General features: G+C 44.1%; 10 protein-coding genes, 2 rRNA genes and 3 pseudogenes (1 of these 15 running past the window's edge). 13 read left to right on the top strand and 2 right to left on the bottom strand.

The features are described from left to right. Positions 1 to 7 precede the first annotated feature (7 nt). From aroC to QUE24_RS09245, 13 genes and pseudogenes are all read left to right on the top strand, one after another. Positions 8 to 1,104: pseudogene (gene aroC / locus QUE24_RS09305) on the top strand (chorismate synthase). A gap of 9 nt (positions 1,105 to 1,113) precedes the next feature. Then, entirely contained in the window at positions 1,114 to 2,277 is a 1,164-nt protein-coding gene (locus QUE24_RS09300) for an MFS transporter (protein WP_286303562.1), read from the top strand. Between the two features lie 124 nt (positions 2,278 to 2,401). Then, a pseudogene (locus tag QUE24_RS09295) lies at positions 2,402 to 3,750 on the top strand (Na(+)-translocating NADH-quinone reductase subunit A). 3 nt (positions 3,751 to 3,753) lie between these two features. Next, positions 3,754 to 4,961, top strand: a pseudogene (locus QUE24_RS09290) (NADH:ubiquinone reductase (Na(+)-transporting) subunit B). A gap of 4 nt (positions 4,962 to 4,965) precedes the next feature. Continuing rightward, a complete protein-coding gene (locus QUE24_RS09285) occupies positions 4,966 to 5,790 on the top strand; it encodes a Na(+)-translocating NADH-quinone reductase subunit C (protein WP_286303561.1) in 825 nt (274 codons plus the stop codon). Between the two features lie 3 nt (positions 5,791 to 5,793). Then, positions 5,794 to 6,456: an NADH:ubiquinone reductase (Na(+)-transporting) subunit D gene (locus tag QUE24_RS09280; RefSeq protein ID WP_286303560.1), complete on the top strand. Its 663-nt coding sequence runs from the start codon at positions 5,794 to 5,796 to the stop codon at positions 6,454 to 6,456. Further along, positions 6,457 to 7,065 carry an NADH:ubiquinone reductase (Na(+)-transporting) subunit E gene (nqrE, locus tag QUE24_RS09275; RefSeq protein WP_286303559.1) on the top strand — a complete coding sequence of 203 codons (609 nt, stop codon included), beginning with the start codon at positions 6,457 to 6,459 and terminating at the stop codon, positions 7,063 to 7,065. Continuing rightward, the gene (gene nqrF, locus QUE24_RS09270; RefSeq protein WP_286303558.1) at positions 7,065 to 8,282 is read left to right on the top strand and encodes an NADH:ubiquinone reductase (Na(+)-transporting) subunit F; all 1,218 of its coding nucleotides are present in this window, start codon (positions 7,065 to 7,067) and stop codon (positions 8,280 to 8,282) included. Before nqrE ends, nqrF begins: the two co-directional genes overlap by 1 nt. Beyond that, positions 8,283 to 8,480 (top strand): (Na+)-NQR maturation NqrM, encoded by a 198-nt coding sequence (nqrM, locus tag QUE24_RS09265; RefSeq protein ID WP_286303557.1) that lies wholly within the window; start codon positions 8,283 to 8,285, stop codon positions 8,478 to 8,480. Positions 8,481 to 8,501: 21 nt separating this feature from the next. Next, positions 8,502 to 8,963 (top strand): CBS domain-containing protein, encoded by a 462-nt coding sequence (locus tag QUE24_RS09260; RefSeq protein WP_286303556.1) that lies wholly within the window; start codon positions 8,502 to 8,504, stop codon positions 8,961 to 8,963. A gap of 63 nt (positions 8,964 to 9,026) precedes the next feature. Next, positions 9,027 to 9,242 carry a putative signal transducing protein gene (locus tag QUE24_RS09255; RefSeq protein ID WP_286303555.1) on the top strand — a complete coding sequence of 72 codons (216 nt, stop codon included), beginning with the start codon at positions 9,027 to 9,029 and terminating at the stop codon, positions 9,240 to 9,242. Between the two features lie 63 nt (positions 9,243 to 9,305). After that, positions 9,306 to 10,259: a cysteine synthase A gene (gene cysK, locus QUE24_RS09250; protein WP_286303554.1), complete on the top strand. Its 954-nt coding sequence runs from the start codon at positions 9,306 to 9,308 to the stop codon at positions 10,257 to 10,259. A 332-nt stretch (positions 10,260 to 10,591) separates the two neighbouring features. Beyond that, positions 10,592 to 10,963, top strand: coding sequence for a cupin domain-containing protein (locus tag QUE24_RS09245; protein ID WP_286303553.1), 372 nt, complete (start codon positions 10,592 to 10,594; stop codon positions 10,961 to 10,963). Between the two features lie 931 nt (positions 10,964 to 11,894). Here QUE24_RS09245 and rrf read toward each other — a convergent pair. Together rrf and QUE24_RS09235 are read right to left on the bottom strand one after the other, a co-directional pair. Next, a 5S ribosomal RNA gene (rrf, locus tag QUE24_RS09240) occupies positions 11,895 to 12,009 on the bottom strand. Between the two features lie 96 nt (positions 12,010 to 12,105). Then, positions 12,106 to 13,817 (bottom strand): 23S ribosomal RNA (locus QUE24_RS09235) (it continues 1,183 nt past the right edge of the window).

Raw genomic sequence — 13,817 nt, 5'->3', positions numbered from 1 at the left:
ATGAGATATGTCAGGTAATACCTTTGGAAAACTCTTCACTGTGACCACTTTTGGTGAGAGTCATGGACAAGCTTTAGGATGTATCGTAGATGGTTGTCCTCCAGGACTTGAACTCACAGAAGCGGATCTCCAAAGAGATTTAGACCGTCGGCGCCCAGGTAAATCGCGCCATGAAACACAACGCCGTGAGCCTGACCAAGTTAAGATTCTATCTGGTGTATTTGAAGGCAAAACAACAGGTACACCTATTGGAATGTTGATTGAAAACGTTGATCAACGATCCAAAGATTACGGCAACATCATGCATCAGTTCAGACCAGCGCATGCGGATTACACTTATCACCAAAAATACGGCGTGCGTGATTATCGTGGCGGTGGACGTTCATCGGCACGAGAAACTGCCATGCGTGTCGCTGCCGGCGGTATTGCCAAAAAATACCTTCGAGAACGTTATGGCATTGAAATACAGGCGTATTTATCACAACTGGGACCGATAAAAGTCGATACATTAGACTGGTCACATGTTGAAAAAAGTGCCTTTTTTCACCTGATCCAGATAAAGAATCTGAACTCGAAAACTATATGGATGCCTTACGTAAAGAAGGCAACTCAGTTGGAGCCAGAATTAATGTTGTGGCTCGTCATGTTCCTGTTGGTTTGGGCGAACCCATATTTGATCGTATTGATGCCGACATCGCCCATGCGATGATGAGTATCAATGCAGTCAAGGGTGTTGAGATCGGCGCTGGCTTTGATTCCGTTACTCAAAAAGGGACTGAACATCGGGATGAAATCACAGCTGATGGGTTTCTCAGTAATCATGCAGGTGGCACCTTAGGTGGCATCACTAGTGGTCAGGATTTACTTGTCAGTATTGCTTTAAAGCCAACTTCTAGTTTACGTTTGCCTGGTCGTAGTATTGATACTCAAGGAAATGCGATTGAAGTTGTGACTAAAGGTCGCCATGATCCTTGCGTCGGTATTCGAGCCACGCCTATTGCAGAAGCAATGTTGGCACTAGTTCTGATGGATCACGTTTTACGTCATCGTGCACAAAATATGGATGTCGTAACTGATACGCCGATCATTCCAAGTCAAGCATAAATCGTTCAGGTGCCTTTATCCCAATTGCCATACTGGCGCCTGTCCGGCTTTTACTTCTTCTATTTTGCCTGTCTGGGGATCTTAGTCCCCTACTGGAGTCTATATCTAAAATGGGAAGGATTTAGTCCGAGTCAAATTGGTGAGCTGACTGCGATCTTGATGGGCTCAAGAATTATCGCTCCCAATATTTGGGGATGGATAGCAGACCATTACGATCGCCGAATGCGTATTGTAAGACTCGCTAGCTTTGCCACCATCATCGTATTTTCGGCTATATTCATCGAGCAATCATACCTTGCCGTAGCCATAATTTTGATGCTATTCAGCTTCTTCTGGAATGCATCATTACCCCAAGTTGAAGTCACTACACTGCAACATCTCGGTGAAGATAGTCATTATTACAGTAAAGTGCGTTTATGGGGGTCAATTGGCTTTATCACCATTGTCGTGATTTTAGGCAATTTACTAGAGCATTTTGAACCTGACATTGTTCCTACAGCGCTGTTCTTCAGTATCATTGGTATCTGGTTATTTAGCCTTACAGTACCGGAATCAGCAAAGACCGCTCATCACCAAACAACGTCGTTAAGAACCTTATTAAAAAGACCCAGCGTGATTGCTTTTTTGCTGGTTTGCTTATTGATGCAAGCAAGTCATGGCCCCTACTACACCTTCTATACCATTTACCTTGAGCAGTATGATTACAGTAGCAGCTTGATTGGACAATTATGGGCGCTCGGTGTTTTAGCTGAAGTGGCCATATTTCTGGTGATGCATCGTTGGCTTCCCAAGTTCGGACTCCGTAATGTCTTCATGGCTAGTCTCTTACTTACGACACTGCGTTGGCTCTTGATAGCCCTCTTTCCGCAAAACCTTACTGTGCTAATTCTCGCTCAATTATTACATGCTGCAAGTTATGGTAGTTTTCATGCATCTGCAATTGCTTGGGTTCATCGGCATTTCACAGGACCGACACAAGGAAGAGGACAAGCCTTATATAGCAGTGCCAGCTTTGGTGCCGGTGGTGTGATTGGCAGCTTATTCAGCGGTTATATGTGGGATAGCCCTGGCGCCATATGGACATTTTTAATTGCTAGCATGTTTAGCTTCTTAGGGTTCGTTCTTGCCTATAGATGGCTGAAAGAATCTGATCGCATTCAAGCAGGTGAATGATTTAAGCTGATATTTATCGGGATTTCTGCTTTCTTTCATCGGAAACAATACTTATACTTACAAGCTGGGAATTTAACGTAACACAGATAGCAGGTACGTCCGTTGTCTCCTGATCAGGTGAAGTATGCATTTCTCGATTAAGAAAGGGCTAGATTTGCCCATCTCGGGGAAACCCGAACAAACTATCTACGATGGCAATAAAGTCAATTCAGTAGCCATATTGGGTAATGAATATGTAGGTATGAAACCTACGATGATGGTGGAAGAAGGCCAGAAAGTTAAACTCGGACAGCCATTATTCACTGATAAAAAGAACCCAGGTGTTCAATTTACCTCCCCGGAGCAGGCATCGTAAAAGCCATCAATCGTGGTGCGAAACGAGCATTACAATCAGTGGTAATTGAGTTAGAGGGTGATGATGAAATCACTTTCGAACAATATGATGCTAACAATCTCGATAATCTAAAGCGTGCAGATATCACAAAAAACTTGATTGACTCAGGTTTATGGCTAGCATTCCGCACACGTCCATACAGCCGCTCCCCAGCTGTTGAAGCTGTCCCTGATGCGATTTTTGTCACGGCCATTGATACCAACCCTCTTGCCGCTGATCCCAGTATTATCATTAGCGAATATGCTGAAGAGTTTAAACATGGTTTAACGATTCTCAGTCAACTGACAGAAGGAAAAGTCTATGTCTGCCAGGCTCCAGACACAGCCCTTCCAGTCAATCAGAAAAATAATATCGAAGTTCATACTTTTTCTGGTCCCCACCCAGCAGGTTTAGCGGGTACACACATTCATTTCCTTGAACCGGTCAGCGCTAGCAAATCAGTGTGGACTATCGGTTATCAAGATGTCATCGCCATTGGTAAGCTTTTCACAACTGGACGCCTCTGGGTTGAGCGCGTTGTTTCTTTTGCCGGACCACTGGTAAACAAGCCTCGCCTAATTCGCACACGTCTGGGAGCTAGCACCCAGGACTTAGTGTTTGGTGAAGTTCAGAATATTCAGTCTCGTATCATTTCTGGTTCTGTGTTGCATGGCCATACGGCTAACAACTGGGCAGCCTATCTAGGCCGTTTTCATAATCAAATCTCAGTGATTGCTGAAAGTGTTGAGCGTGAGTTACTCGGTTGGATTCGTCCCGGTGGTAAAGGCAAATTTTCTTCGCTTAATGTTTTCTTTTCGAGCATTTTTCGTCAAAAAGATGTCCCTTTAACGACATCACAAAATGGCAGTCCCCGTGCGATGGTTCCAGTAGGTGTTTTTGAACGAGTCATGCCACTGGATATTTTGCCGACACAGTTACTGCGCTCTTTGCTGGTTAAAGACACTGATACAGCACAACAGCTGGGCTGTTTGGAACTCGACGAAGAAGATTTGTCATTATGTTCCTTTGTCTGTTCAGGTAAATATGACTATGGCCCAGCACTTAGAACGAATTTGACACAAATTGAGATAGAAGGATAGTTGATGGCACGCTTAAGACGTTTTCTTGATCGTATCGAGCCACAATTTCAGAAAGGCGGCCCATACGAAAAGTATTTCGCGTTATATGAGATGGTGGATACGTTTATTTATTCACCCGCTGATGTAACAAGAGGCTCTCCTCACGTCCGTGATGCTATCGATCTCAAGCGGGTAATGAGCTATGTTGTTGTAGCCACGTTCCCTGTGTTGTTATTGATGCTCTGGAATACAGGTTTTCAAGCCAACAACGCAATTACACAGATGGGCATGACAGACTTAGATGGCTGGCGTAATTGGATAATGAGCTCGTTAGGCATTGCCTACGATCCCAATAGTCTATTCGCTAATATGTTCCACGGGCTGCTTTACTTTTTACCCATGTACATCACCACACTCGTTGCTGGGGGTGTTTTTGAGGTCATCTTTGCAGCAGTCAGGAATCATGAAGTCAATGAAGGTTTCTTAGTCAGTTCCATGCTGTACACCCTCACACTTCCACCTTCAACACCGTTATGGATGGTCGCACTCGGTATCATTTTTGGTGTCGTTTTGGGTAAAGAAGTATTCGGTGGTACGGGTAAAAACTTCCTCAACCCCGCATTAACAGGCCGTGCATTCCTGTACTTTGCCTATCCTGCAGCTATGTCAGGTGACGCAGTATGGACTGCAGTCGATGGCTATACTGGTGCGACCCCATTAGCACTAGCAGCATCAGGTGGCATCGATGCTGTTGAGTCAGCAGGCTATAGCTGGTCTCAAACCTTCTTTGGCATTATGCCTGGCTCATTAGGGGAAACATCAACTCTCGCTATTTTGATCGGTGCTGCTTTTCTCATCTATACCCGTGTAGCCAATTTTAGGATTATTCTCGGCGTATTTTTGGGTATGTTTGCTACAACCCTATTATTTAATCTAATAGGCAGTGATACAAACCCTATGTTTAGTGTACCGTGGTACTGGCATTTAACGATGGGCGGCCTTGCTTTTGGTATGGTCTTTATGGCAACAGACCCTGTCTCAGCGGCAATGACAAATAAAGGCCGATGGATATATGGGGCATTGATTGGTTTTATGGCGATTATGATTCGTGTCGTGAACCCAGCCTTCCCAGAAGGTATTATGCTGGCCATATTATTTGGCAATATTTTCGCCCCCTGATCGACTATTTTGTTGTTCAGGCCAATATCAAACGCAGATTGAAGCGAAGTTAACATCATGGCTGAAACTAATACAAAAAAAGGATTATTAGGTGGGTTATTAAATTTGCCTAATGATGATCCGAAAAAAACACTCTTTATCGCTATTCTGTTATGTCTGGTTTGTTCAGTCCTGGTATCTACAGCGGCCGTATACTTACGGCCGATACAAGATGATAATAAGAAAGCTGACATCAAAAAGAATATTCTTGCTGTCACAGGCTTAAATGATCAGTCTGGTAGCGTTGATGAATTGTTCAGTCAGTTTGAAGTGAAATTGATTGATCTAGATACAGGTAATTATGCTGACAAGGATATCGATCCCGTTAGTTATGACCAACGTGCGGCATCAGCTGACCCGCAAATGAGCATTAATATTGATGACAAGGATGATATTGCCGGCATTGGTCGTCGCGCTAAGTACGCACCTGTATATATTCTGAAAGATGGTGACAATATTCAACAAGTGGTGCTGCCTGTTCACGGCTATGGTTTATGGTCAACGTTATATGGCTTTTTAGCTCTGGAGAGTGACTTCAACACTATTCGTGGTTTACGCTTCTATCAACATGCTGAAACACCCGGTCTTGGCGGTGAAGTTGACAACCCTAAATGGCGCGCTCAATGGATTGGCAAGAAAGTTTTTGATGAAGAAGGTAATGTAGAAATACGCGTCATTCGTGGGCATGTTGAGCCTAGTACACCTGATGCAGAATATAAAGTTGATGGCTTATCTGGTGCGACATTGACCAGTAATGGTGTCACCAACCTTCTACAATTCTGGTTAGGTGACCAAGGTTTTGGACCTTACCTGAAAAACATGCATTCGGAATTGGGGAAATAACTTATGGCAAGCCAAGCAAAAAATAATGTTATCGATCCTCTCATTGATAACAATCCAATTACACTTCAGGTACTGGGTATCTGCTCTGCATTAGCTGTTACCACTAACATGATGTCTGCACTCATTATGTCATTGGCTTTGACAACAGTAACAGCTTTCTCAGGTGCCTGTATCAGTGCTATCCGTAAACATATTCCTGGTAGTATTCGAATCATCGTCCAGATGACCATCATCGCTTCACTGGTGATTATTGTGGATCAGATACTCAAAGCCTACGCTTTTGAAGCGAGTAAACAGTTGTCTGTTTTTGTTGGCTTAATCATCACTAACTGTATTGTATTAGGTCGTGCAGAAGCATATGCAATGAAAAATCCACCGATGCTAAGCTTTTTGGATGGCATCGGTAACGGCTTAGGCTACAGTCTTATTTTGATGTTGGTGGCATTCTTCCGTGAGCTCTTGGGCGCCGGTAAATTATTTGGCTATCAAGTGATCCCAGTGGCCAATGACGGTGGTTGGTATATCCCAAATGGTCTTATGTTGCTGCCGCCTAGTGCTTTCTTTGTTATTGGCCTACTGATTTGGGCTGTTCGTAGCTGGAAGAAAGAGCAAGTTGAAGCTCCCGACTATCAAATCCATCAAGTTCATCGTACGGAGGTATTGTAGATGGAACATTATCTTAGCCTATTCGTACGCTCAATTTTTATTGAGAACCTGGCTCTATCCTTCTTTTTAGGGATGTGTACATTCCTTGCTGTATCAAAAAAGATTGAAACAGCACTAGGGCTTGGTATCGCTGTCATCATGGTTCAGACGATTACCGTACCGGCAAATAACTTAATTTACCAATATCTACTCAAGGATGGCGCACTGGCTTGGGCAGGCTTACCAGATGTTGACTTAAGCTTCCTTGGGCTCATCAGCTACATCGGCGTTATCGCTGCCATGGTACAAATCCTCGAAATGGCCATGGATAAATATGCCCCCGCCCTGTATAACGCGCTAGGTATTTTCTTACCATTAATCACTGTGAACTGCGCGATTCTTGGGGGAACCCTATTCATGGTTGAACGTGACTACAATCTATCTGAAAGTGCTGTATACGGGGTAGGTAGTGGTCTCGGCTGGGCCATGGCTATTACAGCTATCGCTGGCATACGTGAGAAACTCAAATATTCAGATGTACCTGATGGACTGCAAGGTTTGGGCATTACGTTTATTACCGCAGGACTTATGGCACTTGGTTTTATGGCATTTTCTGGGATTCAATTGTAATGGAAATCGTACTCGGCATCGTACTATTTACCCTTATCATCATGGCCTTAGTATTTTTGATACTAGGAGCACGCTCACGATTAGTCTCAACGGGTGATATTGAAATCGTCATCAATGATGAAAAAACCATCAAGACAAAAGCGGGTAGCAAATTACTAGGCGCACTCGCTGATGCAGATCTATTTGTATCTTCAGCTTGCGGTGGCGGTGGTACTTGCGGACAGTGTAAGGTCAAAATTTTTGAAGGTGGTGGCTCAATCCTTCCGACAGAAGAGTCACACATTACTAAGCGTGAAGCCGCTGAAGGTGACCGTTTATCCTGCCAAGTAGCGGTTAAACAGAACATGAAAATTGAAGTGCCCGAAGAAGTTTTCGGTGTCAAAAAATGGGAATGTACTGTCCGCTCTAATCATAACGTAGCAACCTTTATCAAAGAGCTTGTTCTTGAACTGCCTACAGGTGAAGATGTTAATTTCCGTGCAGGAGGATTTATTCAAATTGAGTGCCCTCCTCATACGGTTGAATATAAAAGCTTCGATGTAGAAGGTGATTACCGGGGTGACTGGGATCGCTTTGATATGTGGCGGTATAAGTCTGTAGTAAAAGAAGACGTTGTACGTGCTTATTCAATGGCGAACTATCCTGAAGAGAAAGGCATCATTATGCTGAACGTTCGGATAGCTTCTCCACCACCTGATAACGATGATATTCCACCAGGTCAAATGTCATCTTATATCTTCAATTTAAAACCAGGTGATAAGGTAACCATATCAGGACCATTCGGTGAGTTCTTTGCAAAAGACACTGACAAGGAAATGGTCTTTATTGGTGGTGGTGCGGGTATGGCACCTATGCGTTCACATATTTTCGATCAGCTTCGCAGAATTAAAACCGATCGTAAGATCAGCTTCTGGTATGGTGCCCGCAGTTTACGTGAGATGTTCTATACCGAAGACTTTGATGAGCTGGCTGCAGAGAATGAAAACTTCACTTGGAATGTGGCCTTATCCGATCCATTGCCAGAAGATAATTGGCAGGGGTACACTGGCTTTATCCATAACGTGCTGTATGAAAACTATTTGAAGGATCACCCAGCACCTGAGGACTGTGAGTTCTATATGTGTGGTCCACCAATGATGAATGCTGCAGTCATTAATATGCTTGAAGATTTAGGTGTTGAACGTGAAAACATCTTCTTGGATGACTTTGGAGGTTAGATGACAACTTTTATCGCCGCATTTGTATTACTACTGATTATCACTGCTGCAATGGCAATAGGTGTACTATTCGGTCGTTCAGCGATCAAAGGTAGTTGTGGCGGTCTAAATCAAGTTGGATTGAGCGGAAGTTGTGGTGGCGCATGTTCTGCTCAGGAAAAAGAAGCATGCGAAAAGCGAAAAGCACAGCAAAAATAGCACCTATTTGAGGAGGTAAACATGTTAGCACCGTTGAAAGTTAAAGATTACATGAATGGTACTAAAATTACCTTCACGCCAGATATGGACATACTTCGTGCAATTAACCAACTTGTAGAATTTAAACTATCCGGTGCACCGGTCATTGATCATCATGGCAACCTCATCGGTTTCTTATCAGAAAAAGATTGTATGCAAGTTGCTCTTAATGCGGCATATCAAGGTGAAGCAGCAGGTCAAGTCGGAGAATTCATGAACTCTGAATGTGCCACAGCAGATGTTGAAGACTCTATCATCGAAATAGCACAAACCTTTTTATCAACGGCATACAAATGTTTGCCGGTGATAAAAGATAACCGCTTAGTGGGCTCCATCACACGACAAAATATATTACGAGCTCTGCAGACATCATCAAATATCGAAAACAGCAAAAAACCCGCTAAACAATCCACAAAACAACAAATACATGTAACGACAAAATAACGTTTACCACATTGTTTTTTTTAAACTGAGTGCCAGTCTCAATATTAATTGGAGACAAAACGAATGCAACTAGTATTTCGCGCTAATAATATTCTTGAGGCTCACATAGTCGCAGGTTTATTAAAAAGTCACGAAATTGAATGTCATGTTGGCGGACACTTCCTACAAGGCGCGGTTGGTGATCTCCCAGCTACAGATTTTGCTCATGTCTTTGTCGAGCGAGATAACATTGAAGCGGCTCAAGCGATAATTGATGGCTATGAAAATAATTTACTATAAAAGCACCGCAGCTGACTTATAGTAAAAAGCGATATCAATAAGTTAACGAAGCGAATACATAATATGATATATAACAGCATACTCGATACGATAGGCAACACACCTGTTGTTAAATTAAATAATATCGCCCCAGATCATGTGAATATGTATGTAAAGGTTGAGTCCTTCAACCCGATGGGTTCTGTTAAAGACCGTTTAGCATACGCGATTATAGACGATGCTGAAAAACGTGGCGTATTAAAACCTGGTCAAACAGTAGTTGAAGCAACATCAGGCAATACTGGTATTGCGCTCGCTATGGTATGCGCAGCAAAAGGTTATCCTTTTGTCGCAACGATGGTAGAAACCTTTTCAGTAGAAAGACGCAAAATTATGCGTGCTTTAGGCGCAAAGGTCATCCTGACACCAGCCGCAGAGAGCGGCAAAGGCATGGTAAGAAAAGCTGAAGAACTTGCTGAGACATATGGTTGGTTTTTGGCTAAACAGTTCGAAAATCCAGCTAATCCGGCTTATCATCGCAACACAACTGGTCCGGAGATACTCTCTGACTTTGCTGGTAAGCCTCTCGATTATTGGGTTTCAGGTTGGGGGACAGGTGGAACACTTACTGGAGCCGGTGAAATCATCAAAGCCGCTCGCCCAGAGACCAAAATAATTGCAACAGAGCCGGCTGCCGCTTCGATGTTAGCCGGTAATGACTGGGCTCCGCACAAAATCCAAGGTTGGACACCTGATTTTATTCCTGATGTATTAAATCGAAATGTTTATGACGAACTGTACTCAGTCACAGACGATGAAGCTAAAACTTGGGCGCACCGTTTAGCAAGTGAAGAAGGGATTTTTGTTGGCCTATCATGTGGTGGCACTTTAGCTACCGCGATGAAAGTAGCTGAAACTGCAAAGCCTGGAAGTACAATTCTAGCAATGCTCCCGGATACAGGTGAACGCTATTTATCAACGTATCTGTTTGAAGGAATGAATGAAGGCTCCGATGATGATTGGCTAGCAGGTCAATAAGATTCTAAAAATAGCCAAAGCAACTTCATTCATCTAACTACAGTAATGTTATTAGGTTAATAGTAGGGGAGAGATTTTGATAGCCACCCTTTTCTCATCATTTGGAATTTATTTTCTTAAGGCTCTTAATTGAGATTCTTTACTGTTGGCTGCACTCGCGGATTAATCAAATAATCATTTCTAGTTATCGAATCAACATTTTGTTGGTCAATAGCATGGATATATATGTTTTAAACTTCTCTGAGTTCGTTAGAATATATCCAGCATGATTTTCTCCATGGACATTGAGCCAGCATCTACTCTGAGAAATTGATTTGAGATCTGACAGTTAAATGACAACTCCCACAATACATCGTTACTCACGAGAGAAAGAGTATTTCTTTTTTGAAGGGTGCTATATAAACGAACTTTCTAATGATTCACATGACTCTGATGTATCAATAGCTCAAGCCAGAGTTTGTCCAGGCGTCACGACACAATGGCATCGTTTAAACGCGACAAGAGAACGTTATGTCATTTTAGAAGGGGAAGGATTAGTCGAACTAGGAGATAATCAAGCAGAACTTGTATCTGCAGGGGATATCGTCATTATTCCACCACTAACACCACAACGCATTACTAATAACGGCGGTTGTGATCTGATATTTTTAGCCATTTGCTCGCCAAGATTTACTGAGGCTAATTATCAGCTAGTTAATAAATGAAAGAATATTTTCACGCCGAAGATAGCTTTATCATAACCAATTGACAATACGGTCTGAGGCATCAGAGACAGCTCTACATGTCTGTCTCAGTATGCTTAATTTTTTTTTAAATGTTCCATCTTTCTTGCTCGATATACCGTCTATACGCGATTTCAGTATCTAATTCTCAGCATTATTATCGATTAAGTCTTGGTATAAAGCACCTCTAACGCATACTGCATTAAGGCGCATGGGTACATTTTACAGATAGTACATGAATGTCTTCAGCAATCTGACTTCAGTTCTGCCTCTTCCGGCGGCTAATTTAAAGCCGCCGCCATACGCTTTGGGCAGCCACTAAGTCTATTCAGATTTGGATTCGCATATAACGAACAAAGTAGTAAAATTCGCTCAGTGTAGAGCTTAAGAACTGTGAACTAGAGTATGTATGGGCGTTATATGCATGGATGTCATGTATGCCGATAACGTAGGAGCAGTTATCGGTGACCTACTTTGTGTGCCCCATCCCTGGTGCAAATCGCGGCGCGACTTCCTTCGCTCATCCAAAACATTCCTGATGTTTTTGTTATGTCCATGGATGGCGGTATGTCGCCAATGCAGGAGCGATTGGCGGTCACTTCGTTCAAGTTGGTCACGGTCTAAACATTAGATAAAAAAAAACCAGACGACAGATGTCGACTGGTTTTTTTTTGTATTAAAGCCTGGCAGTTATTTACACGGATGTCATGTATGCCGATAACACAGGAGCCGTTATCGGTGACCTACTTTGATGAAGTGCCTCCCTGCACTTCACCCTTCGGGCAGCTATCGCTGTCCATTTTTGTTCCTGACAAAAATGTCACATGGGCTGCTCCCTGAGTCAAGAGAAGTCATGTCAGGGTTTTAGATATAAAAAAAGCCCATCCGATTGGATGGGCTTTTTTATATTAAAGCCTGGCAGTGACCTACTTTCACATGGGAACTCCCACACTATCATCGGCGCTAAGTCGTTTCACTTCTGAGTTCGGGATGGGATCAGGTGGGGCCAACTCGCTATGGCCGCCAGGCATAACTGGCATAGTCAGTTCTAAACTGACTCTCGGAAATCGGTAACAAGATATTGCGTAAAGAATTCGCAACTCCCCAAGTTCCCTTGGGGTTATATGGTCAAGCCTCACGGGCAATTAGTACTGGTTAGCTCCATACATTACTGCACTTCCACACCCAGCCTATCAACGTGGTAGTCTTCCACGGCCCTTCAGGGGATTAAATCCCAGTGAGAACTTATCTTGAGGGGGCTTCCCGCTTAGATGCTTTCAGCGGTTATCCCGTCCGTACATAGCTACCGGGCAATGCTGTTGGCACAACAACCCGAACACCAGGGGTACGTCCACTCCGGTCCTCTCGTACTAGGAGCAGCTCCTCTCAATTCTCAAACGCCCACGGCAGATAGGGACCGAACTGTCTCACGACGTTCTAAACCCAGCTCGCGTACCACTTTAAATGGCGAACAGCCATACCCTTGGGACCGGCTACAGCCCCAGGATGTGATGAGCCGACATCGAGGTGCCAAACACCGCCGTCGATGTGAACTCTTGGGCGGTATCAGCCTGTTATCCCCGGAGTACCTTTTATCCGTTGAGCGATGGCCCTTCCATTCAGAACCACCGGATCACTATGACCTACTTTCGTACCTGCTCGACGTGTCTGTCTCGCAGTCAAGCACACTTTTGCCATTGCACTAACCGCATGATGTCCGACCATGCTTAGTGTACCTTCGTGCTCCTCCGTTACAATTTGGGAGGAGACCGCCCCAGTCAAACTACCCACCATACACTGTCCCTCGCCCAGATAATGGGCGTAGGTTAGAACTCCAAACATACCAGGGTGGTATTTCAAGGTTGACTCCACGATAACTAGCGTCATCGCTTCAACGTCTCCCACCTATCCTACACAAGTAGGTTCAAAGTTCAGTGCAAAGCTGTAGTAAAGGTTCACGGGGTCTTTCCGTCTAGCCGCGGGTATACGGCATCTTAACCGCAATTTCAATTTCACTGAGTCTCTGGTGGAGACAGTGTGGCCATCGTTACGCCATTCGTGCAGGTCGGAACTTACCCGACAAGGAATTTCGCTACCTTAGGACCGTTATAGTTACGGCCGCCGTTTACTGGGGCTTCGATCAAATGCTTCGCCTAAACTAACATCATCAATTAACCTTCCAGCACCGGGCAGGCGTCACACCCTATACGTCCTCTTTCGAGTTTGCAGAGTGCTGTGTTTTTAATAAACAGTCGCAGCCACCTGGTCATTGCAACCCCCTTCAGCTCCGTGAGCAAGTCACTTCACCTAACAGGGGCACACCTTCTCCCGAAGTTACGGTGCTATTTTGCCTAGTTCCTTCACCAGAGTTCTCTCAAGCGCCTTAGAATTCTCATCCCATCCACCTGTGTCGGTTTGGGGTACGGTTCGTTATTACCTGAAGCTTAGAGACTTTTCCTGGAAGCTGGGTATCAATCACTTCGCGCCTAATGGCACTCGTCGTCCTGTCTCAGCTAAGCCAAACGGATTTTCCTATTCAGCACGCCTACGCAGTTAAACCAACATATCCAACAGTTGGCTGACCTAACCTTCTCCGTCATCCCATCGCAGTAATAACAAGTACAGGAATATTAACCTGTTTCCCATCGATTACGCATTTCTGCCTCACCTTAGGGGCCGACTCACCCTGCTCCGATTAACGTTGAGCAGGAAACCTTGGATTTTCGGCGAGGGGGCCTCTCACCCCCTTTATCGTTACTCATGTCAGCATTCGCACTTGTGATATCTCCAGCATGCTTCTCAACACACCTTCACAGACTTACACAACGCTCCTCTA

It is taken from the genome of Methylophaga marina, from assembly GCF_030296755.1.
Taxonomy (GTDB): domain Bacteria; phylum Pseudomonadota; class Gammaproteobacteria; order Nitrosococcales; family Methylophagaceae; genus Methylophaga; species Methylophaga marina.
Note: the sequence above shows the minus strand (reverse complement) of the source record. Positions and strands in the feature narration are given on the sequence as shown.

What these genes read in the sequence shown, in the direction of transcription:
- QUE24_RS09285 (WP_286303561.1), top strand. Translation starts at nt 4,966, where the DNA reads ATGGCTGAAACTAATACAAAAAAAGGATTATTAGGTGGGTTATTAAAT.
- QUE24_RS09280 (WP_286303560.1), top strand. Translation starts at nt 5,794, where the DNA reads ATGGCAAGCCAAGCAAAAAATAATGTTATCGATCCTCTCATTGATAAC.
- nqrE (WP_286303559.1), top strand. Translation starts at nt 6,457, where the DNA reads ATGGAACATTATCTTAGCCTATTCGTACGCTCAATTTTTATTGAGAAC.
- nqrF (WP_286303558.1), top strand. Translation starts at nt 7,065, where the DNA reads ATGGAAATCGTACTCGGCATCGTACTATTTACCCTTATCATCATGGCC.
- nqrM (WP_286303557.1), top strand. Translation starts at nt 8,283, where the DNA reads ATGACAACTTTTATCGCCGCATTTGTATTACTACTGATTATCACTGCT.
- QUE24_RS09260 (WP_286303556.1), top strand. Translation starts at nt 8,502, where the DNA reads ATGTTAGCACCGTTGAAAGTTAAAGATTACATGAATGGTACTAAAATT.
- QUE24_RS09255 (WP_286303555.1), top strand. Translation starts at nt 9,027, where the DNA reads ATGCAACTAGTATTTCGCGCTAATAATATTCTTGAGGCTCACATAGTC.
- cysK (WP_286303554.1), top strand. Translation starts at nt 9,306, where the DNA reads ATGATATATAACAGCATACTCGATACGATAGGCAACACACCTGTTGTT.
- QUE24_RS09245 (WP_286303553.1), top strand. Translation starts at nt 10,592, where the DNA reads ATGACAACTCCCACAATACATCGTTACTCACGAGAGAAAGAGTATTTC.